Genomic DNA, 23,793 nt, shown 5'->3' with positions numbered 1-23,793 from the left:
GCATCGCCGGGATCGCGCGGATGCCGGGAGGCGGAAATGAACGGCGGGAGGCGCTCGGGGGAAACGCTGGGTTCCCGTAGCCCTGAGCTTTCCCAAGAACTGCCTTGGAACGGCAATTCTTGGGAAAGCTCAGGACGGGCGGATCATGCAGGGCACGCCGATCTCCGGTAGAAAGGTCTCGATGGAGAGGGTGGCCGGACGGGAAACCCGCCCGGCCCAACCCATCAGATCTTGCCGACGAGGTCGATCGAAGGAGCCAGCGTTTCGGCGCCTTCTTCCCACTTGGCCGGGCAGACCTGGCCGGGGTTTTCACGCCAGTACTTGGCGGCCTTGATCTTGCGCACCAGTTCGCTCGCATTGCGGCCCACGCCCTCGGGCGTGATTTCAACGAGCTGGATCACGCCATCCGGATCGACGACGAAAGTGCCGCGATCGGCCAGGCCCACGCCCACGCGCAGGATGTCGAAGTTGTTCGACAGGTCATGGTTCTGATCGCCCAGCATGTAGTACTGGATCTTGCCGATCGCCGGCGAGGTGTCTGCCCACGCCTTGTGCGAAAAATGCGTGTCGGTCGAAACCGAGTACACTTCGACGCCCAGACCCTGAAGCTCGGCATACTTGTCGGCAAGGTCTTCCAGCTCGGTCGGGCAGACGAACGTGAAATCGGCCGGATAGAAGAAGAACACGCCCCACTTGCCCTTCACGTCGGCGTCGGTAACGGTTTCGAACTTGCCCTGGCGATAGGCCTCGGCTTTGAACGGCTTAAGCGTGGTTCCGATCAGAGACATGACAGACGATTTCCTTCTGATTCGTCGTTGGTAAACTGGATACGAGGGTGAGCTAGCGACTCCCCTTCGCAATTTCCAATGATCAATTCCGGCCACTTTGATTGATTGCGTCGATCAATGGCTCGCCTGATCGGAACCTGTCGATCACATTCCTGTGGCACGACAGAGACAGATGCTCCGTCGCTGTCGCCCTTACGATAGCGCCCCCGCCACGGCGTGCCCCCGAAGCGACATTTCCTCCAGCGGCAACAGCCTGGCATCCTCGAGCGCCGCCACGCGATGGCCGATGCCAGCGAGGTAAGTCTCGTTTTCGGCAAAGGCGAGGAACGCGGCAACGCTGCTCTGGCGCACCAGCATCGCCATGTCCCATCGTTCAGACTTTGGCCCGATCAGGAACGGGCCGCCCTGCCCCAGGAACAGGATATCCCCGCCGCTCGCGCGCAGGTGCGGAAGGGTATGCGCGATGTACCGCCCGAATGCCTCGCGTCCGCCGATCGGCGATGCCGGCGCAAGTTCCGGATGCGCCGCGTAGTCCGCAACGGCGCGAAACCGCAGCAGGTTCAGCATGACGACGCTACCCGCAATCCCGCGCCGGACGAACAGCATGCCGGCCGCCGGCGACACATCGAAATGAGGGGTGGAGGTATCCGTCATCCTTCCGCACCGCCATCAGCGCGCACCAACAGCAGAACATGCATCCTGACGTCCTCTGGCCATTCCGCGATATGCCGCTCCAACGCCCCCAGGTCTCCCGCGAACAGCGCCCGTGTCGCATCCTCGTAACCGGGCAGGTCGCCGGCCATCGCCAGCATGAAGTGATAGGCCGCCTCCTGTGCGCGGCGCCGTTGCTGGCGGGTATCGGGTTTCTTCCGCTCGCTGTCGATCAGACGGCGCAGGGTGGCCGAAGCGCCTCCGGCCTGGGCAGCCAGCCATTCCCATTGCCTGGGTAGCAGGGTTACCTCGCGCGCCACCACGCCCAGCCGGGGCCGGCCCCGTCCACGCGGTTCCCCCGCCTGCCCTTCCCCTGCCGGAAGCGCGTCGGACAAAGCCGTTGGGGCACGGTAACGCCCGCGATACACCGGCGCAGGTTGAGAAAGACGTGCCACGATCTCCTCGTCGCTGCCGCGCAGGTCCAGATCGACAATCCGTCCGCTGCTGTCGTCGAAAACCTGGATGGAATCGGCAGCGCCTCCTTCCAGAGCCCGCTTCACGTGCAAGGCGACTTCGCCCAGCGGGCCGGAGAACAGTTTCCGCGCGCCGCAAAATGCGGTGCAAATCGTGATGTCGGACATAGTGGATTCCTTCTGCGTCGGAGGCTTTTTATCCGGGTAAATGTTCTCGGTCAATATTACCCGGATAAAATAAGTCACGAAGGAGCACGATGCCTCGCGCGCCCGTCCCGCGCGCGCTCGAACGCTTGTTGCAAGCGCATAAAAATATGAAATAAATACGCTTTACCGTTTGAACGTACGGTTTTTTGCAATCGACTTGCAGAACTTGCACTTGAAAATCGACGCGTTCCAATCCAATTGCGCTCACGAAACAAAACCGTTTCGTTCCATTACACCTTGTTGTCAGGACTCACGATGACCGCTCCCAGCGAAAGCGATTCCAGCCCGGTTGCTCCCGAGACGCCCGGCGAGAATGGCGTCGATCCGAGCGGCGCTGCGCCAAGCGGTAACGGTCAACGCAGCAAGCGCATTCGCCGCATCGGCCTGATCGCGCTGATCCTGGGCGCAGCTTATGGAATCTATGCCTACACGGACTATCGCCTCTACGGCCGCTTCATCCAGGAAACCGATGATGCCTACGTGAAAGCGGACGGTGTAACGGTGAGCTCCAAGCTGTCCGGCTATGTCCGGGCGGTGAACTTCAAGGATAACCAGTCGGTCGCGGCGGGAACGCTGCTCGTGCAGATCGATCCGACCGACTACCAGACGCGCCTTGCCCAGTCCGACGCGCAAGTGCAGGTGGCGCGCGCCACGCAGGCGGCGTCGGTCGCCAGCATCGCGGAAGCGCGTTCGGCGGTGGGGCAAGCCTCGGCGGCAGTAGACGCCGCCCGGCGCCAGCTTGCCTATCTCAACGGCGAAGTCGCCCGTTTCCGTCCGCTTGTCGCCAGCGGCGCGGAACCGAAGCAGACGCTGGATCAGTTCGTCTCGAACCGCGATCAGGCAGCGTCCGATCTTGCCTCCAAGCAGGCCGCGCTTGCCGCGGCGCGTGACAAGGTCCGTACCATCGAGGCGCAGGCGAACCAGTCCGCCGCCCAGATCGAAGCCGCCCTCGCTCAGCGCCAGGCCGCCAACAACGACATGGCCACGACGCGCATCATCGCCCCTGTTGCCGGCCGCATCGGCAATTCATCGGTCCGGCTCGGCCAGTACGTCCAGCCCGGTCAGCGCCTGCTGACGGTGGTACCGGTCGACGCAATCTATGTGGAAGCGAACTTCAAGGAAACCCAGATCGGGTTGATGCGGCCAGGCCAGCCGGTGACCGTGAAAGTCGATGCCCTGCCCGATGTGGCGTTCCATGGCGTGGTGGACAGCATCACGCCGGGCACCGGCGCCAACTTCTCGCTGATCCCGCCGCAGAACGCGACCGGCAACTTCACCAAGATCGTGCAGCGCGTGCCGGTACGCATCCGCATCAATTCCGGGCCGGAATCGAAGCGGGTCCTGGTTCCCGGGCTGTCGCTGACGGTCCAGGTCGATACGACCGCCGCGAAGGGAGCCATCGAATCCATCCGCCGCGAGCAGGAACAGGCTCCGAAGCGGCCATGAGCGCAGCCACCCTTCCCGCGGAACAGGCTGGGCAGCCGCCCGCGCCGCCGCCGGCCCGCGAACGCGCGGACCTTACCGCCTGGCTGGGCGTAGCCGCCGGCGCGCTCGGCTCGCTGATGGCCACGCTCGACATCTCGATCGTCAACGCCTCGCTTCCCACCATCCAGGGCGAGATCGGGGCCTCCGCCAGCGAAGGCACCTGGATTTCGACGGCCTATCTCGTCGCCGAAATAGTCATCATTCCGCTGACGGCCTGGCTGGAGCGCGTGTTCGGCCTGCGCCGGTTCCTGCTGATCGCCTCGGTCCTGTTCACCGGCTTCTCGATCATGTGCGGCACGTCGACGACGCTGACCGGCATGATCATCGGCCGCATCGGGCAAGGCTTTACCGGCGGCGCGATGATTCCCACGGCCATGACCATCATCGCCACACGTCTGCCTCCGTCACAGCAACCCATCGGCACGTCGCTGTTCGGTTCCACGGTCATCCTCGGCCCTGTTCTCGGGCCACTGGCGGGTGGCTGGCTGACCGAGAACTTCAGCTGGCACTATGCCTTTTTCATCAACGTTCCGGTCTGCCTGGCGCTGATGGTGCTGCTGCTCGTCGGCCTTGCCGACCAGAAGCCCAAGCTGGACGAACTGATCGAGGCGGACTGGCTGGGGATCGCGGGCCTGGCGCTCGGCCTCGGCGGGCTGACCGTGGTGCTGGAGGAAGGCAATCGCGAACAGTGGTTCGAATCCACGCTGATCTGGCAGTTGACCGCCGTCACCGTGCTGGGGTTCGTGCTGATCGGACTGGGACAGCTGTACGCGCGCCGCCCCGTGATCAAGCTGGCCCTGCTGCGCAACCGCACGTTCGCGGCAGTCTTCGTCCTCGCGCTGATCCTGGGCGTGGTGCTGTACGGCACCGCTTACGTGATCCCGCAGTTCCTGGCCGCCATCGCCGGCTACAACGCGATGCAGGCCGGGCAAGTCGTGTTCATCTCGGGCATTCCCGCCATGATGATGATGCCGCTGTTCCCGATCCTGCTCAGCCGGTTCGACCTGCGGCTGATCGTCGCCACCGGCCTGCTGCTGATGATGGCATCGTGCTACATCGACACATCGCTGACCGCGGACTCCACGGGTTCGGACTTCGTCGATTCCCAGCTCCTTCGCGGACTGGGTCAGGTCCTCAGCATGATGTTCCTCAACCAGGCGGCGATCGCGGCGGTGCGCCCCGACGAAGCCGGCGATGCCTCGGGCCTGTTCAACGCCGCGCGCAATCTGGGCGGTTCGATCGGGCTTGCCTTGCTGGCGACCGTCCAGGAGCGCCGGCTCGACTATCATCACTGGACGCTCAATTCCACGCTGGGCAACAACGATCTTGCCGTGCAGGACTGGGTTTCCAGCACCTCCGCCACGTTCGGAGGCGGTCCGGACGGCCTTGCCGCCGCGATACGCCAGATCGACAACACGGTGCTGCGCGAAGCCATGGTGATGGCGTTCAACGACGATTTCATGTTCCTTGTGGCGGGCATTCTCGTGGTGACCCCGCTCGTCCTTTTCCTGCGCCCTCTTCCCAAGGGACGCAACATGGCGGCCATGCACTGATGCGACCGATCCCCCGAACTCTCCTCGCTCCCCTGCTCGCTTCCGGCGTCCTGCTCGTCAGCGGCTGCGCCACGGTCGGGCCAGACTACCATGGCGCGCCGAACGTGGCGGATACCGCTGCCACGCGCGGCAGTTTCCTGCGCTCGGACGCCGGAACCAGCACCGCCGCGCCCACCGCCCGCTGGTGGCAGGCGCTGGGAGATCCCGTGCTCGACCAGGTTATCGAAACCGCGCTGACGAACGCGCCCGACGTGCAGGCCGCGAACGCCCGCATCGCGCAGGCACGCGCGGGGCTTGAGGCCAACAAGACGGCGCTGCTGCCCACCGCCAGCGTTTCGTTCGCCGTGCCCTATGTGAACCTTCCCGGCAGCATTCTGGGCAATTCGGGACGCGAGGAGTTCCACGCCTATGCACCAGGCTTCGACACCTCTTGGGAAATCGACCTGTTCGGCGGCACGCGACGCAAGATCGAGGCGGCTTCCTCCCGCGCCGAGGCCGCCGAAGCGGGCCTTGCCGACGCCCGCGTGACTCTTTCGGCGGAAATCGCGCGCGCCTACGTTTCGCTGCGCGCCAAGCAGGCCGTGCTGGCGCTGACCGATCGGCAGGCGGCAATCGACAGCGACCTCGTCTCCCTGGCCCGGCAACGACTGGCGGGCGGCACTGCACCGGAACAGCCGCTGGCGCAGGCTCGGGCCCAACTCGCGCAAACCGAGGCGGATCGCGCGAAGACGCGGGCCGACATCGTCGTGCTGATCGATCAGATCGCCGTTCTTGCCGGGCGCGAGCCGGGAGCCTTGGACGCGCTACTGTCCGCTCCGAACGCGGTGCCGCTACCGCCGGCCGACGTCGCCGTGGGCGATCCGGCGCTCTTGCTGCGCAACCGCCCGGACATCCGCATGGCCGAACGCCAGCTTGCCGCCGCCAATGCCGACGTCGGCGCCAGGGTGGCGGACAAATATCCGAAGATTAGCTTCACCGGCCTGCTCGGCACTGGCGGGCAGAACTTTGCCGACGTGTTCAAGACGTCGAGCCTCATCGGCCTCGCGCTGCCGCAGATCAAATGGTCGCTGTTCGACGGCGGCCGCGTGAACGCGCAGATTCGTTCGGCCAAGGGGGCTTATGCCGAAGCGGAGGCGCAGTTCCGCGGTACGGTCCTGAAAGCCCTGCAGGACGCGGAAAATTCGCTGACGCGCTTCGGCGGTCAGCGTATCGCCTATGGCAAGGCCCTCGACAGCCAGGCGCAGGCCGCACGGGCGCACGCGCTCCAGGTACAGCGCGTGCAGGGAGGCACCGCTTCCCGCAGCGATGCGCTGACCGCCGAGCGTCAAGCCGTCCAGGCTGGAATGGCGACGATCTCGGCACGCGCCGAGCTGACCACCGATTTTGTCGCCGTGGAAAAGGCACTGGGCCTTGGCTGGACCGCGCAGGCGATGAAGGAAGCGCCGAAATGAGCCGTTTTCGTTCCGTTTATACCGTCTTGACTCGCCGCAAATCTAAGGCACTCTCCGTACCCATAACGCCATCAAGGCGAGGATTTGGGACGGATGGACTGGATTTCGGATTTTGGCCGCCGATTCTGGCAGGCCTATCAAGAGGGGCTGGTAATGTCCTGCCCCGTTCACCGCGCAGCGGCAGACCGAGCGGCGGAAAAAACCCCGTGCGACATCGGTATGCACCAGTATGACGTCGCTGAAGCGCTCGCAAGGCAGCAAGCCGTCCGCCACTGAACAGACAGATGGGCCGACTGACCTGATCGTCACTTGTGCGGATGAAGGCATCGAAAGCCGCGCCGTGCGCCGTGGTCGTCCATCCGCGGCGGAAGCAGAGCAGATCGTCGGCCGGATTCTGGAGGCAAGCTGGGACGTCCTGCTGGCCGAGGGCTTTGAAGGCTTCACCTTCGATCGCGTTGCCCGCCATGCTCATATCGGCAAGGCCACGATCTATTCCCGCTTTGCCAACAAGCGGGAACTGATGGGCGCACTCTTGCGCCATCGCATCGAAGCCCAGCACGCCCATATCACGGCTATGGGCGCGGGTCTTCCGCCGATGGAGGCGTTCATCGCGCGCAGCACCGAAGTACTATCGCTGCTGCTTTCCCCCGATGGCATTCTGCAAGAACGCCTGATCGACTGGATGGATCAGGAAGGTGACGGCGAATGCGGCGAAATCCGCAACGCGATCTACCGCCATTCGCTGGTCGCCATCGAAGCGTTGATCCACCAAGCGAATGCCACCGGCCTGATCCATATTCCCGATCCGGCAGCGGCAGCCGAGTTTTGGCTGGAAGGACTCGTCGGCCATGCGCGCGTCACGCGCGCCGAAGAGAACGGGGATAGGGTCGCGCATGAACGCTGGTCGCGCAGATATGTCCATTTCTTCTTTTCCGGGACCGCAACCGTCGCCCCGAACACCAGCGCTTCCAGCGCCTAGGTTAGCATTCAGCGGGATAGCTTCAGCGCATCGCGGGCGAAGCAGCGGAACCGTTCCAGCCGCTCGCCATCCCCGTCATCGCCATAGGCAGAGCGTCTTTCCCCTTGCGGGGAGCGATCGTCATCGCGCGGCGGAATATCCAGCGCGGCGGCGGTGACGAAGCGGATACGCCAGGCGAGAGCCACCGCATCGACCTCGGGCTGGCACGCGGACAGCATCCTTGTGACGCGATCGACACCTTCGGCGAACAGGCTCCATATCTGCTCGTGAATGCTGTCCGCCGCGCGCGAGAACATCTCGTCCAGCACCACGATCGCGCGGAAACCGGGAGTCATCGCGGCAGAGGCGAACAGGGGCACGACCAGCGCATCGACGACGGCGGGGAAAGCGGCCTTCCGTTCCCGCTCCAGCGCATCCAGCATGCCGGTTCGAGCATCGGCGATCCGCGCCGCGTTGCGCAGCGCCAGATCGCGCAACAGCCCGTCCACATCACCGAAATGATAGCGCACCAGCGCGGAGTTGACNNGGAAGCGGTTGTCGCCATGCGCGCGCCATAACAGCAGCCGTTCGATCCGCGCCAGCGAAGAACACCGCTGCCGCAAGGTTAACGGCCTGTACGGGACCGCCCGTCCCTTGCGTTTCACCGGATCGATGGCTTTGCCTGCCAGACATCGGAGACACCTGTTCAGCCCGCGAGGCCTTCATGACCGTTCTCCTTCCCACCTCATTGCCGGATCTGGCGATCGTGGCCGAGCCTGTCCGGATATGCCCGGCGTCATGAAACACATGGTCTTTCCCGTGCCGGAAACGGGCGCCGCAAACGAAAGGGCGGACGAGCGGATCGATAGCCTGCGCCATCTGCTCGAACGCGAGCGCAAGGCGCGGATCGAAGCCGAGGCCGTAGCCGAACGGAGCTGGCGCGATCTCTACGAAAACCAGGTTCGCCTGGCGCTGCTCCAGCGGATTACCGACGCTTCCAACCAGTCGAGCGACTTCAAGGCCGCGCTGGGCATCGCGCTGGCGGAAATCTGCGCCCACATGAACTGGGACGTGGGCCACGCCTATCGCATCGATCTTGAAGGCAAGGCGCGCCGGCAGGCCCGCATCACCTATGCCGCCGAACCCGACCGGTTCCGCCCGATCATGGACGCTTCGCGGCGCCAAATCCTGCAAGACGGGGAAGACCTGCCCGGAAGGGTGCTGCGCGACCGGCATCCGCACTGGATCGACCAGATGGTGGAGGACAGGTGGTTTCCGCGCCGCGATCTGGCGCTTGAATCCGGCCTGCAATCGGCCTGCGCCTTTCCCGTGCTGGTCGGCGAAGAACTGGTAGCCGTGATGGAGTTCTTTTCGCGCCGCCCGCTGGTGGACAAGGACAACATCCTGCTGACCGTGACCCAGGCCAGCACGCAGCTGGCGCGCGTGGTGGAACGTGAGCGCGCCCGGACGGCGTTGCTGCACGAGGCACGGCACGACGCGATGACGGGCCTTCCCAACCGCGTGCTGCTGGACGAGCGCGCGCGCGCCGCCTTCGCCCGGCTCCAGCGGTCGGGGAAGGATCTGGCGATGATGGTCATCGATCTGGATGGCTTCAAGGCGGTGAACGACAAGCACGGCCACCACGCCGGCGATGCGCTGCTGATCGAGGTGGCCCGGCGTTTCAACCGGGTCGTCGCCGGGCTGCGCGGCAAGAACGGATGGCCTGGTCCCTCCCCCCGCATCACCCTGGCGCGGGTGGGCGGCGACGAGTTCGTCATGCTCCTCGACATGCTGACGGACCGGCGCCTGCCCGAATTTCTCGCGAATCGTCTGCTGGTCGCGCTGCGCGAACCGATGCCGATCGATGGGGAGCTGGTAGCGGTGGGAGCATCGATCGGCATCGCCCACGGCGGCGGCGACTATACCTCGATCGAGCAGATCCGCCGCGACGCCGATCTCGCGATGTACGAAGCCAAGGGCGCCGGACGGGACCGGATCGTCACGTTCACCGATGCGCTCGGCAGCGATGTCCGCCGCCGCATGGCGCTGGAGCGTGAGTTGCGGGAAGCGATCCGCGAGAACCAGTTCCTGCTGTTCTACCAGCCGATCTTCTGCCTTGGCGATACCCCGTATCTGCTCGGCTTCGAAGCCTTGATCCGCTGGGCACACCCCACCCGGGGCACCCTGTCACCCGATGCCTTCATCCCGGCGGCGGAAGCCAGCGGCCTGATCGTGTTCATCGGCGACTGGGTGATGCGGCAGGCCTGCACCGCGCTCGCCCGGCTGCACCGGCTGTTGCCCGCGCACAATCGCCCGTTCGTCAGCGTCAACATCGCCCCGCAGCAGTTCCTCCAGCCGGATTTCACGCAGAGCGTGCGCCGCGCGATCGCGGACAGCGGGCTGCCGCCGCGCTGCCTCAAGCTGGAAGTGACCGAAGGCGTGGCCATCATCGATGCGGCACGCACGCGCGCCGTGCTGGAGGAAATCCGCGCCTGGGGCGTGCAGACCAGTCTGGACGATTTCGGCACCGGCTATTCCTCGCTCAGCTACCTCAAGAACCTGCCGTTCGATTCGCTCAAGATCGACCGTTCCTTCACCGCGTCGATCGACGATCCCAAGAGCCGCGACATCATCCAGACCATTCTCGATCTGGCCGGCAAACTGGGCCTGACCGTGGTGGCCGAAGGCATCGAATCCTCGGAACAGGACCGGATGCTGCAAAGCATGGGCTGCACGTTCGGCCAGGGCTTCCATCTTGCACCGCCGCTGGAGGAAACGGCGGCCTTTGCGCTGGCCGCGGCCGAAGCGCCAACGCCACCGGCCTGATCGCCGACAGGGCAATTCGTCACTGTACCATCCCGGTTCAGCGGCTATCTTCGCGCTTTCTTGGCAAGGAGGCTCCCATGGCAAACAGCCCGTGGCACCACGCCCGCAACTCCAGCGTGGCCGACGACATCGATTTCGAGATCAAGGGGCAGGAACTGCAGTTCCTGGAAATCGAGCTGGACCCCGGCGAAAGCGCCGTCGCCGAAGCCGGCGCCTTCGTGTGGAAGGACGCCGCGATCGGCATGACCACGGTGTTCGGCGATGGCAGCGGCGGCGGTGACGGCGGCTTCATGGGCAAGCTGCTGGGCGCGGGCAAGCGGCTGGTCACCGGCGAAAGCCTGTTCACCACCGTGTTCACGCACAACGGCCAGGGCAAGGCGCGCGTTGCCTTCGCTTCCCCTACGCCGGGTTCGATCCTGCCGATCAAGCTGTCCGACGTGGGCGGCACGCTGATCTGCCAGAAGGACAGCTTTCTCGCCGCCGCGCGCGGCGTGTCGATCGGCGTGGCCTTTCAGCGCCGGGTGATGACCGGCCTGTTCGGCGGTGAAGGCTTCATCATGCAAAAGCTGGACGGCGATGGCTGGGTCTTCGTGCAGATGGGCGGAACGCTGGTCGAGCGCGAACTCGGCCCAGGCGAACAGCTCCATGTCGATACCGGCTGCCTTGCCGCCTACACGCAGGGCGTCGATTTCGATCTGGTGACGGCGGGCGGCGTGCGCAGCGTGCTGTTCGGCGGCGAAGGCCTGTTCTTCGCGCGGCTGACCGGGCCGGGCAAAGTCTGGATACAATCCCTGCCCTTCGCCCGACTAGCCGGGCGGATGCTGGCGGCTTCCGGCAGCCGTGGCGGCCAGAACCGTGGCGAAGGCTCGGTCCTGGGCGCGCTCGGCGATTTTATCGACGGCAATAACTGAGACGCGCGGGGCAAGCCGGCGGACTTCCATGGAACCGCCGACTTGCCCTGCTCAAAGGATCAGAACTTCAGACGGATGGTTCCGCCAAACGTGCGCGGATCGCCGACCTGCGCAGCGATCAGCCCGGTGTTGCCGCCCGTTCCGGCCAGCAGCAGGTCGATGTAGTTCCGATCGAACGCGTTGCGTACCCACAGGAAGGCATCCAGCGTTTCGGTGCGGAAGCCACCCCGGAAGTTCTGGATCGAATAGCCGTTGACCCAGGTGTAGATCGACGGCGTGGGATTGGACGACCAGCGCGAACGATAGCTGGCATCGTAGCCGATGTAGAACTGCCCTTCTTCGCCGAACACCTTGGCCGGCTGGTTCACTTCCGCACCCCAGGCGAAGGCCCACTTCGACACGCCGGGCAAGACCTGACCGGAGGCATCGACGAACGGCGGGCTGTTGCCCACCTGACCCGGTGCGGCGATCGTGCCGGTGTAGCTGCACTTGCCTGTCGCGACGATCCCGGTGCTGGTGCCCCCGGAAAGTTCCGGCGGAGGCGGCGCGTCGCAGAACTTCACGTATTTGGCATCGGTAAAGGCGCCGTTGACATAGGCCGAGAAGCGATCGCTCGGGCGGATCGAGAAATCGGCCTCCACGCCGCGCGTGCGCACCTTGTCCGCGTTCGCCAGATAGCCGCGCACCGTGCCGAACTGCCCGTTGCTGACATTGGCCTGGAAGTTCTTGATGTTGGTCCAGAAGCCGGTGACGTTGAACGTCGCGCGGCGATCCCAGAACTGGCTCTTGAAGCCGATTTCGAAGTGATCGACCTTTTCCGGCTTGATCGTGGCCGCCGCCTGGATCGGAGCGCCGTTGGCATCCGCCGGCACGCCGTTCAGGTTGATCCCGCCAGTCTTGAACGAACGGGCGTAGGTTGCGTAGACGTTGATGTCCCGGGCCACCTTGTAGCGCAGGTTCACGTCGTAGGAGACGTTCCAGGCGCTGAACTTGGGCTCGAAGAACTGCGACGCCTGGATGCCGCGCTGCGCCGCCGTCCACGGATCGTTGTAGTACGGCGATCCGGGAACCGCCGAGACCACCTGCCGCGTTCCGTCCGATGCCGTGCCCGTGACGACGGAATTATAGAGCCCGTCCTTCTTGTCGTAGTTGACGCGGAAGCCCGGCGACACGGTGAAACTGTCGGTGATGTCCCAGTTCAGCTTGGCATAGGCGGCAAGGCTGGTGTTGTTCAGCCGGATGTCATTGATGGCGACAAGGTTGTTCAGCACCGCCGGGTTGTTCGACAGCGCGCTGGTGGGGTTGAGCAGCCACTTGCTGGCGGCCGGACCGGTCTGCTGGATGCCGCTGGTGCGGATATCCTGGTGGAAGCCGAACAGGCCGACCACGAAATCGTAGCCCTTTCCCTTGTGGTTGAAGCGGAACTCCTGCGTGTACTGGTTCTGCTTGGTGGGGTTGTTGACCTTGGTATAGACCGCAAGGCCGGTGTAATCGCGGTCGTTGGCCGGGCTCCAGTCCCAGTAACGCCACGCCGTGATCGAGGTCAGCGTGTTGTCGGGATCGATGTCCCACACCGCCTTGGCCGAAACGCCGCCGTGCTCGTTGCGCGCGGACAGCGCGGCATCGGCGTCGGTCAGGCGGTCATAGGGATTGGTGCTGGGCACCCGGTATCCCGGGAAATACGAGATCAGCGCGGGATACTGGCGGTTCGTCGCCCGCTGCGTGGGACCATAGCCGCCATAGGCGAACGCGCAGCAGATCGGGTCCTGCAGGTTCCAGTCGCCCGAAAGGGTGACATTCAGGCTCGACGTCGGCTTCCATAGCAGCGATCCGCGCAGGCCGATATTGTCCTGCGACTGGATCCAGGTGTTGCTGTAGGTATCGAACAGCGTGCCGCGGCGGCTGGTCGTGGTAACGCTGATGCGCGCGGCCAGCTTGTCGGACAGCGGGCCGGAGATCGAGGCTTTGCCCTGCTTGAAGTTCAGGTTGCCGAGCGAGATTTCGGCCTTGCCTTCAAAGTCGAAGCTGGGCGGTCGCGTTGTGATGTTGATCGCGCCGGCGGTGGTGTTCTTGCCATAGAGCGTGCCCTGCGGCCCGCGCAGCGTTTCGATCTGTTCCACATCGACGAAGTCCAGCGTCGCCGAGGCAATACGGTTGTAATAGACATCGTCGATGTAGATGCCCACGCCCTGTTCGAAGCCGTCGTTGGTCAGGCCGAACGGGGCGCCAATGCCGCGGATGTTGATGAAGGTGTTGCGCGGGTTCTGCGAATAGAACTGCAGCGTGGGCTGAATCTGGGTCAGGCGCGCAATGTTGTAGGTGCCCTGCGCATCGAGCTTGGCGGCTTCGACCACCGAGATCGCCAACGGCACGGTCTGGACGTTTTCCTGGCGGCGGCGGGCCGTGACGATGATGGCGTTGCCGCCCGCGCTTTCGCTATCGGATGCGGAAACGCTTTCGGCCTCAGCCGTCGCAGGGGCTGGCGCTTCTTGCGCGAGTACGGGAGCGGCGAGCAGCGCAAAGGGCGCGGCTCCCGCCAGCAGGAGAGCACGGGACATCTTAGGATCCTTGTTGCAGGATCACGATGCCTCCAGTCGTCCGGTTGGCGGTGTGATCAGATTATTGGCGTGACGAAACGAACGGTATTCGGATTGAACGGCAGAAAGGTGGGAACGCGCCTCAGTTGGGCTTGAGGCGCTTCTTCTCGGTCACGTCGATCTGAACGACGCGACCCTCATGCACGGTCAACGAAACGTTGCCGTACTTCAGCCCGGCAAGGGCTTCGCGCACGCTGGCGATGCTTTCTTCCAGCAGGCGCTCGGCCTCGGTGCGGGGCGCAGCGGGAGAGGTATTCATGGCTGTGCTCCTTCGGGGTTGGCATTGAAAACACGGGATCGAACGGGACGGATCAAAACGGTTTCGCCGGGGTTCGGGCGCGGTTGCGCGACATCGATGTCGATTTCGACGATCAGGCCGCCTTCCGCCAGCACACCTTCGACGCGCCAGGCCCCGCCCTTGCGGAAAACGTTGTCCACCAGCAGCGCCTCGCCGCCTTCGCGCACCACTTCGACGTCATGCGGGCGGAAGTGGACTTCATCGCGCGCGCCGCCGGATGCGGGGCCAGCCGGGATGCGGTTCGTCTCGCCCACGAAGTGCGAGACGAACGGCGTCGCCGGATGCATGTAGATTTCCTCTGGCGTGCCGACCTGCTCGATCACGCCATTGTTCATCACCACCACGCGGTCGGCCAGTTCCAGCGCCTCTTCCTGGTCATGCGTGACGAAGACCGATGTCAGCCCCATCTGCTTGTGCAGTTCGCGCAGCCACCGGCGCAGGTCCTTGCGGACCTTTGCGTCCAAGGCGCCGAAGGGCTCGTCCAGCAGCAGCAGCCTGGGCTCGATCGCCAGCGCGCGCGCCAGCGCCACACGCTGGCGCTGGCCACCGGAAAGCTGCGCCGGATAGCGATCGCCCAGCCCATCGAGTTGGACCAGCCGCAGCAGTTCCTCGGCCCGCGCCGCGATGGCCGCGCGCGAAGGACGGTCACGCCGCTTGCGCACGGTCAGGCCAAAGGCGACGTTGTCGGCCACGGTCATGTGGCGGAACAGCGCATAGTGCTGGAATACGAAACCGACGTGGCGATCAGCCACCTTGCGGTCGGAAACGTCCTCTCCGCTGAACAGCACCTGTCCGCTGTCCTGGAACTCCAGCCCGGCGATGATCCGCAGCAGCGTGGTCTTGCCCGATCCCGAAGGCCCGAGCAGCGCGATGAACTCGCCCGGACGGACTTCGAGATCGATGCCGTGCAGCGCGGCGAAATCGCCAAAGCGCTTGGTAACGTTCTGGACCCTGATCAATGCCCTGCTCCCGTATGGTGGAGGTCGAAGCGCCATTCGAGAATGGTCTTGGCGACCAGCGTGACCAGCGCGAGCAGCGCCAGCAGCGAGGCGACCGCGAAGGCGCCGACGAAATCGTACTCGTTGTAGAGAATCTCGACATGCAGCGGCATCGTGTTGGTCAGGCCGCGAATGTGGCCGGAAACCACCGAGACCGCGCCGAATTCGCCCATCGCCCGGGCGTTGCACAACAGCACGCCATAAAGCAGGCCCCAGCGGATGTTCGGCAGCGTAACATGGCGGAACACCTGCCAGCCGTTTGCGCCGAGCGAGACGGCGGCTTCCTCGTCATCCTTGCCCTGCTCCATCATCAGCGGGATCAGTTCGCGCGCCACGAACGGGAACGTGATGAACACCGTGGCCAGCACGATGCCTGGCACCGCGAAGATGATCTTGAGGTCGTGCGCCGCCAACCACGGACCGAACCAGCCCTGCGCGCCGAACAGCAACACGAAGATCAGGCCGGACACGACCGGAGACACCGAGAACGGCAGGTCGATCAGCGTGATGAGCAGGCTCTTGCCCGGAAAGTGGAACTTGGTGATCGCCCAGCTTGCCGCCACGCCGAACACCATGTTCAGCGGCACGCTGATGGCCGCGATCAGCAGCGTCAGCTTGATCGCCGCCAGGGCATCGGGCGTATGGACGGCGTCAAGGAACGGCCCCAGCCCCTGCTTCAGCGCTTCGCTGAACACCACGATCAGCGGCAGCAGCAGGAACACGCCCAGGAACGCCAGCGCCAGCACGATCAGCACGATCTGCGTCAGGCGGCCTTCGGTGGTGGAACGCGGCCGGCTCATGCGCCCATCCTCCTGCGGCTGGCCGCCTGGATGAGGTTGATCACCAGCAGGATCAGGAACGAGGCCAGCATCATCACCGTGGCGATCGCGGTCGCGCCGGCATAGGCATACTGTTCCAGTTGCGTCACGATCAGCAGCGGCGCGATCTCGGTCTTGCCCGGCATGTTGCCGGCGATGAAGATCACCGATCCATATTCGCCCACCCCCCGCGCGAACGCGAGCGCGAAACCGGTAAGCAGCGCCGGAGCGATCGCCGGCACGATCACGCGGCGGAAGGTCTGCAACCGCGTTGCCCCCAGCGTGGCGGCGGCTTCCTCCACATCGCGGCCCAGGTCGGCGAGCACCGGCTCGACCGAGCGCACCACGAAAGGCAAGCCGATGAACACCAGCGCCACCACGATGCCCACAGGCGTAAAGGCCACCTTGAGGCCCAGCGGCTCAAGGAACTGCCCGAGCCAGCCGGTCGGCGCGTAAAGCGCGGTCAGCGCGATGCCGGCCACGGCCGTCGGCAGCGCGAACGGTAGGTCGACCAGCGCGCTGATCACGCGCTTGCCCGGAAAGGCATAGCGCACCAGCACCCAGGCGACGAGCAGACCCGACACCGCGTTTACCAGCCCGGCGGCGGCGGCCGTGCCGAAGCTGACGCGATAGGCTGCCAGCGCCCGGTCCGAAAAGCCCACAGCCACGAATTCGCTCCAGCCCATGCCAGCCGAGCGGATGAAGATCGATGCCAGCGGCACCAGCACGATCAGCGTGAGCCAGGCAAGCGTCACCCCGAACGTCAAGCCGAAGCCTGGCAGGACGGATGGCTGGCGCCAGCTTTTCGCGCGGGAAAGGGTTCGGGACATCTGCAGTGGCCTGCTCGATTGCGGAAGGGAAAGGGAGACTTACTTCTTGGCCGTGATGCGGTCGAAAACGCCGCCATCGTCGAAGAACCGCTTCTGCGCGGCACCCCATCCACCGAAGTCCTTGTCGATGGTGACCATCGGGATCGCCGGGAATTGCGACCGGAACTGTTCGGCCACTTTCGCGTCGCGCGGACGGTAGAAGGCATGCGCGATCGCGGTCTGCGCTTCGGGCGTGTAGAGATAGCGCAAATAGGCGTCGGCCGCTTCCTGCGTACCGTGCTTCTTCGCGTTCTCCGTCACTACCGCGACGGCTGGTTCAGCAAGGATCGACAGCGACGGCGTAACGATCTGGAACTTGCCCTTGCCCATTTCCTTTTCGGCCAGCAGTGCCTCATTTTCCCACGTCAGCAGCACATCACCGATGCCGCGTTCGACGAAGGTCGTCGTCGCGCCCCGCGCGCCGCTATCCAGCACCGGCACATTGGCGAACAGCTTGCGGACATAATCCTCGGCCGCCGCGTCGGAGCCGCCCGCCTTGCGGCCATAGGCCCAGGCGGCCAGGAAGTTCCAGCGCGCGCCGCCGCCGGTCTTGGGGTTTGGCGTGATCACCTGCACGCCGGGGCGGACAAGATCGTTCCAGTCCTTGATGCCCTTGGGGTTGCCCTTGCGGACAAGGAAAACGATCGTGGAGGTATAGGGTGACGAATTGTCAGGCAGCGCCTTCTGCCAGTCCGCCGGCAGCAGCTTGGCGCGCGCCGCAATCTGGTCGATGTCATAGGCGAGCGCCAGGGTGGCCACATCGGCTTCCAGACCGTCGATGATCGCGCGGCCTTGCTTGCCCGAACCGCCATGGCTCATCCGGAAGGTCACGTCCTTGCCCGTCTTCTGCTTCCAGTAGGTAGCGAAGGCCGGATTGATGGCCTGATAGAGTTCGCGCGTGGGATCATAGGATACGTTTGTCAGTACGATGCCATTGCCATTCCCGCCGGCTCCGCCCGAACAGGCAGACACGGTCATGGCCATTGCCGCGGCAGCGGACAGGAACAGGCGGCGATTGATCATGATTGTCTCCCTGTTGATGTGCGCTGCATATACTCAACCAATTCAATAGACATTAAAGACTCTCTGTATGCTCCTAAAGCCAAACTATCGACGCCCCCGTCGGCTCCCTTGGAAAGAGGCGGCCCATGCGCAAAGACCGCCTCCTCCCCACCGTGGCGGTCCGCGGCGAAATCATCGCTGCGGACCGACATTGGACACTTAACTCAACTTTATGAGTAGAGAATAGACTGGCGACAGGACGCGCGTATTTGGCGACAAACCGAGCGCGGGCCGGCGGATTGGACAATGTCCGGAAAAACGAAACCGCCCTTGCCGGCAGCGGTTGCGAAAATCGCGGGATTAAGAAAGAATTTCGTCATGGAGGCGTAACACGGCACCACCATGGCGCAGGCTGGGGTCCATCCGGGCAGCAACACGGAGCACAGGGTGAGCGACGAAAAACGTGTCGTAAACGGCACGGAAGCCCATGTCGGCGATCGCTATTTCAATCGCGAGCTAAGCTGGCTCGCCTTTAACCGGCGGGTTCTGGCGGAAGCCCGGAACATGGACTATCCGCTGCTGGAACGGCTGCGCTTCCTGTCGATTTCCGGCAGCAACCTCGATGAGTTCATGATGGTGCGCGTGGCCGGCCTTGCCGGACAGGTACGCCGGCAGATCGGCGAAGTCTCGATCGACGGACAGACTCCGGCGCAGCAGTTGCAGGCAGCCTATGCCGCCGTCACCGAACTCGTTTCCAGCCAGCAGGACGTGCTGACAGAACTCACCGGCAAACTGGGTGAGGCGGGCATCCGCCTCGTGGGCGAAGGGCCGGTCGAACGCGCAGAGGCCGAATGGCTGTCGCACTATTTCCGCGAACACGTCGTCCCGGTGCTGACACCGCAGGCGATCGATCCGGCACACCCCTTTCCGTTCATCGCCAACCAGGGCACTGGCATTCTCTTCACGATGACGCGCATCGCCGACGGGGCCGACGTCAACGAGATGATCCTGATTCCACCCGCCCTGCCCCGCTTCGTGCGCCTGCCCGGCGAGGAAGCCGCGTGGATCGCCATCGAGGAACTGGTGCGCCGCCACGCCATGCACCTGTTCCCGGGCTTCCGCATCCAGGGGCACGGCGTGTTCCGCGTGCTGCGCGACAGCGACATCGAAGTGGAGGAAGACGCCGAGGATCTGGTCCGGTACTTCCGTACCGCGATCCAGCGGCGCCGGCGCGGCAAGGTTATCATGCTGCACCTGCAGGAGGATTTCGATCCGGCCGCCGAACAGTTGCTGCGCCAGCAATTGCGGCTGGACCATGCGCTCGTGTTGAAATCGCGCGGCGTCATCGGCATCAATGGCCTGTCCGCCGTGGTGGACGAAGCGCGGCCGGATCTGAAGTTCGAACCCTACAGCCCGCGCTATCCCGAACGCATTCTCGAACACGACGGCGATTGCTTTGCCGCGATCCGCGAGAAGGACATCGTGATCCACCACCCTTACGAAAGTTTCGAGGTGGTGATCGATTTCCTCCACCAGGCGGCGTCCGATCCCGATGTGGTGGCGATCAAGCAGACGCTCTATCGCGCGGGCAAGCAATCCGCCGTGATCGCGGCGCTGATCGCGGCAGCCGAAGCGGGCAAGTCGGTCACCGCCGTCGTAGAACTGAAGGCGCGTTTCGACGAGGAACAGAACCTGATGTGGGCCTCGCAGCTCGAGCGCGCGGGCGTGCAGGTTATCTACGGCTTCGTCGACTGGAAAACCCACGCCAAGGTCTCGCTGGTCGTGCGCCGCGAAGGGGATGGCTACCGCACCTACTGCCACTTCGGGACGGGCAATTATCACCCCGTCACCGCGCGGATCTACACCGATCTTTCGTTCTTCACCGCCGACCCCAAGTTCGGGCGCGACGCGGGCCGGCTGTTCAACTTCATCACCGGCTATGTCGAGCCGAAGGGCACCGAAATGCTCGCGATAGCCCCGATCGGGCTGCGCAACACGCTGTACGATCACATCGATCGCGAAATCGCCTTCGCGCGCGCCGGCAAGCACGCGACGATCTGGGCAAAGCTCAATTCCCTCACCGACGAAAAGCTGATCGACCGCCTCTATGCCGCCAGCCAGGCCGGCGTCGAGATCAGCCTGGTCGTGCGCGGCATCTGCTGCCTGCGCCCCGGCGTTCCCGGCCTATCGGAGCGGATCTACGTCAAGTCCATCATCGGCCGCTTCCTCGAACACAGCCGGATCTGGGCCTTCGGCAACGCCGCGCGCCTGCCCAACAAGCGCGCACGCGTATTCATCTCCTCGGCCGACGGGATGAGCCGCAACCTTGATCGGCGCGTGGAAGTGCTGGTGCCGATCCGCAACAGCACGGTGCACGATCAGGTGCTCGATCAGGTCATGCTTGCCAACCTGCTGGATACGGAGCAGAGCTGGAAACTGGAACCGGATGGAAGCTACCACCGGATGGATCGTGGCCCCTCTCCCTTTAACCTGCATCGCTATTTCATGACCAACCCCTCCCTCTCCGGTCGCGGTGCGGCGCTGACCAAGGGCCGCAAGGTGCCCAAGCTCGCGTTGCGGCGCGGCGGCGCCAGCCGGGGCTGACGCATTTCACGATGGCCAGCAGGGACAGGTCCGGACAGAGCCAGCGGGCAGGACCGCGCAGCCCGTCGCGCGCGATCATCGACATCGGATCGAACACCGTCCGGCTGGTGATCTACGGCGGCCCGCAACGCGCGCCGGAAATCCTGCACAACGAAAAGGTGGCCGCTCGCCTGGGCAAGGGCGTGGCTGAAAACGGGCTGCTCTCCGAAAAGGCCTCCACCGCCGCGCTCGTCTCGCTGCGGCGCTATCGCGCGCTGCTGGACCTCATCGGCGTCCGCACGGTCGACGTGGTCGCCACGGCCGCGGTGCGGGACGCCCGCAACGGCGCGGCTTTTCTGGATGAAGTCCGCGCGATCGGCTTTGCTCCCCGCCTGCTTTCGGGCGAAGAAGAAGCGGTGACCAGCGCGCATGGCGTTACCGGCGCGTTCCCCGACGCGCACGGCGTGGTCGGCGATCTCGGCGGCGGCAGTCTTGAACTGGTCGATGTCGATGGCGGTAGCTGCACGCACGGCGTCAGCATGCCGCTCGGCACGCTGCGGCTGCCCGCCTTGCGCGCCGACGGTGACCGGGCGTTCGCCAAACGCATCGGCAACGCGCTCGACAGGGCGGAATGGCGCGCCACGCCCGGCACCACGCTTTACCTCGTCGGGGGATCGCTCCGCGCGTTCGCGCGCTATGCCATGGTCCGCAGCGAATGGCCGATCGACGACCCCCACGGGTTCGAGCTTCCCGCCGCAGCCGCGCTGAAATTCGCGCGCACCCTCGCCCGGCGCAAAGGATTGAGCCCGGTTCCCATCGCGGGCGTTTCCGGGTCACGGCTTACCGGCCTGCCCGATACCGCGGCGCTGCTGGCCGTGCTGGTGCGAAAGCTGGAACCCGCGCGGCTGGTGTTTTCATCGTGGGGCCTGCGCGAAGGCGTGCTGTGGGAAGCCATGCCGACAGCGGTACGAACCCAGGACCCGCTCGTGGCTGGCGTCTCGGCCTTCATCAACGATCAGGGCATATCGCCCAGCACGGGCACGATGGTCGCCGGATGGACGGCCAGCGCTCGCCCGGCCGGCAGCGGCGGTCGGCACGAACAGCTCCGCCTTGCCGCCATCATGCTGAGTCTTGCCTCGGCCCGGATCGAGCCCAATCTGCGCGCGGACCATGCGCGCGACTGGGCGTTGCGCAAGCGCTGGATCGGTATCACGGCGCAGGAACGCGCGATGCTGGCCGCGGCGATCATCGCCAATGCCGGCAAGATGGAACTGCCCCCCACGCTTACCGCGCTGCTGTCACCGGCAGCGCTGCGCGAGGCGCAGGCCTGGGGCCTTGCCACGCGCCTGTGTCGCCGCTTCACGTACGCCATGCCGCAGGGCCTAAGCGCCAGCACGCTGACCGTGGAGGGAGATACCCTGGTACTCGCCGTCGCCCCGGGCCTTGCCGAACTCGTCAACGAAGGCGTGTTGCGCGATCTCAAGGCGCTGGCTGCGCATCTTGGCCTCAAACAGGACGTGCGTTGATACGTTCCGCCCGATCGCAATGAATAGAACGCCGATAAGGACTCGTTCACCTTTCGCGTTCGTATGAACAAAACCTTTTTGGATCAAATGGGTAAGCCGACAATATGCTTTGCCGGCTTTGGGATATGCCCATGAGTAACCCCCTATCGCTCCATCGGCGCCGCGAGATGCGCCTGGCGAACCGCCTGGAAACGCGGCTGTCGGTGCAATACCGCCGCTTCACGCAGCGCTTGCCTGGCATCGTCCTTGACCTGTCTTGCGATGGCGCGCGGCTTTCCTCGGTGGAGCGGCTGCGCCCGGGCGACAAGCTGTGGCTGACCTTGCCCGGTCTGGCGCCGTGCATGGCCCGGGTCGTCTGGGTCAACGATTCGCTGGCGGGATGCAGGCTTGCCGCCCCGCTTCATCCGGCTGTGCTGAAAGCTCTGGTTGAAAGCAGCATCGCCTAGAGCCGAACCACATTGCCAGCCAGCCGGTCTATTTCGGTACGGTCGTGGCTGACATAGAGGATCGGCAGCCGCAATGCGTCGCGCAGCCGTTCGATCACCTGCATGATCTCGTCCCGGCGCTCGGCATCAAGCGAAGCCAGCGGCTCATCCAGCAACAGGAAGCGCGGACCGGCCAACAGCGCCCGCCCGATGGCCACGCGCTGCGCCTCGCCCCCGGACAGCGTGCGCGGCCAGCGATCGAGCAGATGGCCGATACCCAGAAAGGCGCTGGCCTCCTGCAGCGTCATGAACCGCCGGTCGGCCGGCGCCAGCCGTTCGCCGTAGAGCAGATTATCGCGCACGCGCCGATGCGGAAACAGGCGCGCTTGCTGGAAAACGTACCCGCAAGCGCGCTGTTCGGGCGGAAGATCGACGCCCTGCCCGGCATCGAACAGCGTCTTGCCCGCGATCGTGACATGCCCGCGTTCGGGCCGCAGCAATCCGGCGAGCGCATCCAGCACGGTGGTCTTGCCGGCGCCGGATGGTCCGAACAAGGCCGTCAATCCGGCTGTGCTGGTGAAACGCGCTTCGATCAGCCGGTTCCCGCGCCGGATCGCCACGTCCACATCGAACGCGTCCACATCGAACGCAGGGGCATCGCCGGGAGGCCCGTTAAAGGACATGCCCGCCTCCGCGCGTACCGAAACGCCGCGCCAGCAGTTCGGACGCGACCAGCGCCACCAGCGAGAGCGCCACGGATATGCCCGCCAGCCGTGCCACCATCGCATCGCCATCGGGCATCTGCAGCGCCGAATAAATCGCCAGCGGCAGCGTGCGCGTTTCGCCAGGGATGTTGGACACGAACGTGATCGTCGCGCCGAACTCGCCGATCGACCGCGCGAAGCCAAGCACGGCACCGGCCAGAATACCCGGCAGCGATAGCGGAAAAGTGATCGTCAGGAACGCGCGCCACGGCCCCGCACCAAGCGTGCGCGCCGCGTTTTCCAGCCGCGTGTCGACCGCTTCCAGCGAGAGCCGCATCGCCCGCACCATCAGCGGCAGCGCCATGATTGCGGCCGCCAGCGCCGCGCCGGTCCAGCGGAACATCAACGTGATGCCGAACGCGCGATCCAGCCAGCTTCCGATCGGACCATTCCCGCCAAAGGCGATCAGCAGCAGCCAGCCCGTCACCACCGGCGGCACCACCAGCGGCAGGTGGATCAGCGCATCGACCAGCACCTTGCCCGGAAACCGCACCCGGGCCAGCAGCCAGGCGAGCGCGAACGCCAGCGGCAGCATGAGCCCGACACCCGCCACGCTGACTTTCAGCGACAGCAGCACGATCTCCCATTCTTCCGCCGACAGCATGAAGTG

The 23,793-nt window shown here is 65.0% G+C and carries 20 protein-coding genes; 9 read left to right on the top strand and 11 right to left on the bottom strand.

The features are described from left to right. Positions 1 to 224 precede the first annotated feature (224 nt). From ahpC to B3547_RS14135, 3 genes are all read right to left on the bottom strand, one after another. Positions 225 to 788 (bottom strand): alkyl hydroperoxide reductase subunit C, encoded by a 564-nt coding sequence (ahpC, locus tag B3547_RS14145; RefSeq protein ID WP_124808859.1) that lies wholly within the window; start codon positions 786 to 788, stop codon positions 225 to 227. A gap of 192 nt (positions 789 to 980) precedes the next feature. After that, positions 981 to 1,442 carry a DUF1330 domain-containing protein gene (locus B3547_RS14140; protein WP_292964153.1) on the bottom strand — a complete coding sequence of 154 codons (462 nt, stop codon included), beginning with the start codon at positions 1,440 to 1,442 and terminating at the stop codon, positions 981 to 983. Further along, positions 1,439 to 2,158 carry a DUF2239 family protein gene (locus tag B3547_RS14135; RefSeq protein WP_292964152.1) on the bottom strand — a complete coding sequence of 240 codons (720 nt, stop codon included), beginning with the start codon at positions 2,156 to 2,158 and terminating at the stop codon, positions 1,439 to 1,441. The genes B3547_RS14140 and B3547_RS14135 overlap by 4 nt, the downstream gene beginning before the upstream one ends. Before the next feature lie 216 nt (positions 2,159 to 2,374). Here B3547_RS14135 and B3547_RS14130 point away from each other — a divergent pair, with 216 nt between their 5' ends. From B3547_RS14130 to B3547_RS14105, 6 genes are all read left to right on the top strand, one after another. Further along, complete coding sequence (locus B3547_RS14130; RefSeq protein WP_292964150.1) at positions 2,375 to 3,565, top strand: HlyD family secretion protein; 1,191 nt, start codon at positions 2,375 to 2,377, stop codon at positions 3,563 to 3,565. Continuing rightward, positions 3,562 to 5,157: an MDR family MFS transporter gene (locus tag B3547_RS14125; protein WP_292964148.1), complete on the top strand. Its 1,596-nt coding sequence runs from the start codon at positions 3,562 to 3,564 to the stop codon at positions 5,155 to 5,157. The genes B3547_RS14130 and B3547_RS14125 overlap by 4 nt, the downstream gene beginning before the upstream one ends. Next, on the top strand, positions 5,157 to 6,608 hold the full coding sequence (locus B3547_RS14120; protein WP_292964146.1) for an efflux transporter outer membrane subunit: 1,452 nt from the start codon (positions 5,157 to 5,159) through the stop codon (positions 6,606 to 6,608). The genes B3547_RS14125 and B3547_RS14120 overlap by 1 nt, the downstream gene beginning before the upstream one ends. Before the next feature lie 229 nt (positions 6,609 to 6,837). Then, positions 6,838 to 7,587 (top strand): TetR/AcrR family transcriptional regulator, encoded by a 750-nt coding sequence (locus tag B3547_RS14115; protein WP_292964144.1) that lies wholly within the window; start codon positions 6,838 to 6,840, stop codon positions 7,585 to 7,587. Between the two features lie 777 nt (positions 7,588 to 8,364). Beyond that, positions 8,365 to 10,392, top strand: a complete 2,028-nt coding sequence (locus tag B3547_RS14110; protein ID WP_292964142.1) for a putative bifunctional diguanylate cyclase/phosphodiesterase — start codon at positions 8,365 to 8,367, stop codon at positions 10,390 to 10,392. Between the two features lie 77 nt (positions 10,393 to 10,469). Then, on the top strand, positions 10,470 to 11,303 hold the full coding sequence (locus tag B3547_RS14105; RefSeq protein ID WP_194920456.1) for a TIGR00266 family protein: 834 nt from the start codon (positions 10,470 to 10,472) through the stop codon (positions 11,301 to 11,303). A 59-nt stretch (positions 11,304 to 11,362) separates the two neighbouring features. Here B3547_RS14105 and B3547_RS14100 read toward each other — a convergent pair whose 3' ends face one another. From B3547_RS14100 to B3547_RS14075, 6 genes are all read right to left on the bottom strand, one after another. Next, complete coding sequence (locus B3547_RS14100; protein ID WP_292964139.1) at positions 11,363 to 13,861, bottom strand: TonB-dependent receptor; 2,499 nt, start codon at positions 13,859 to 13,861, stop codon at positions 11,363 to 11,365. 121 nt (positions 13,862 to 13,982) lie between these two features. Next, a complete protein-coding gene (locus B3547_RS14095) occupies positions 13,983 to 14,159 on the bottom strand; it encodes a YezD family protein (RefSeq protein ID WP_124808849.1) in 177 nt (58 codons plus the stop codon). Next, positions 14,156 to 15,193 (bottom strand): sulfate/molybdate ABC transporter ATP-binding protein, encoded by a 1,038-nt coding sequence (locus tag B3547_RS14090; protein ID WP_414690563.1) that lies wholly within the window; start codon positions 15,191 to 15,193, stop codon positions 14,156 to 14,158. Before B3547_RS14090 ends, B3547_RS14095 begins: the two co-directional genes overlap by 4 nt. Beyond that, on the bottom strand, positions 15,154 to 15,996 hold the full coding sequence (gene cysW / locus B3547_RS14085; protein ID WP_124808847.1) for a sulfate ABC transporter permease subunit CysW: 843 nt from the start codon (positions 15,994 to 15,996) through the stop codon (positions 15,154 to 15,156). The genes B3547_RS14090 and cysW overlap by 40 nt, the downstream gene beginning before the upstream one ends. Beyond that, positions 15,993 to 16,844: a sulfate ABC transporter permease subunit CysT gene (cysT, locus tag B3547_RS14080; protein ID WP_124808846.1), complete on the bottom strand. Its 852-nt coding sequence runs from the start codon at positions 16,842 to 16,844 to the stop codon at positions 15,993 to 15,995. The genes cysW and cysT overlap by 4 nt, the downstream gene beginning before the upstream one ends. 39 nt (positions 16,845 to 16,883) lie before the next feature. Next, positions 16,884 to 17,906 carry a sulfate ABC transporter substrate-binding protein gene (locus tag B3547_RS14075; RefSeq protein ID WP_292964132.1) on the bottom strand — a complete coding sequence of 341 codons (1,023 nt, stop codon included), beginning with the start codon at positions 17,904 to 17,906 and terminating at the stop codon, positions 16,884 to 16,886. Between the two features lie 381 nt (positions 17,907 to 18,287). Between B3547_RS14075 and B3547_RS14070 the strand changes: the two genes are divergently transcribed. From B3547_RS14070 to B3547_RS14060, 3 genes are all read left to right on the top strand, one after another. Continuing rightward, complete coding sequence (locus B3547_RS14070) at positions 18,288 to 20,489, top strand: RNA degradosome polyphosphate kinase (protein ID WP_414690562.1); 2,202 nt, start codon at positions 18,288 to 18,290, stop codon at positions 20,487 to 20,489. Between the two features lie 11 nt (positions 20,490 to 20,500). Continuing rightward, the gene (locus B3547_RS14065; protein ID WP_292964128.1) at positions 20,501 to 21,994 is read left to right on the top strand and encodes a Ppx/GppA family phosphatase; all 1,494 of its coding nucleotides are present in this window, start codon (positions 20,501 to 20,503) and stop codon (positions 21,992 to 21,994) included. A 131-nt stretch (positions 21,995 to 22,125) separates the two neighbouring features. Next, on the top strand, positions 22,126 to 22,440 hold the full coding sequence (locus B3547_RS14060; RefSeq protein ID WP_223806551.1) for a PilZ domain-containing protein: 315 nt from the start codon (positions 22,126 to 22,128) through the stop codon (positions 22,438 to 22,440). Here B3547_RS14060 and B3547_RS14055 read toward each other — a convergent pair. Together B3547_RS14055 and modB are read right to left on the bottom strand one after the other, a co-directional pair. Next, entirely contained in the window at positions 22,437 to 23,102 is a 666-nt protein-coding gene (locus B3547_RS14055) for an ATP-binding cassette domain-containing protein (protein ID WP_292964125.1), read from the bottom strand. The two genes, B3547_RS14060 and B3547_RS14055, sit on opposite strands and share 4 nt — an antisense overlap. Further along, entirely contained in the window at positions 23,092 to 23,787 is a 696-nt protein-coding gene (modB, locus tag B3547_RS14050) for a molybdate ABC transporter permease subunit (protein ID WP_292964123.1), read from the bottom strand. Before modB ends, B3547_RS14055 begins: the two co-directional genes overlap by 11 nt. Between the last annotated feature and the right edge of the window lie 6 nt (positions 23,788 to 23,793).

The sequence above is a fragment of the Novosphingobium sp. UBA1939 genome, from assembly GCF_002336885.1.
Taxonomy (GTDB): domain Bacteria; phylum Pseudomonadota; class Alphaproteobacteria; order Sphingomonadales; family Sphingomonadaceae; genus Novosphingobium.
The sequence above is the reverse complement of the archived record's forward strand: the minus strand, read 5'-3'. Positions and strand labels throughout refer to the sequence as shown.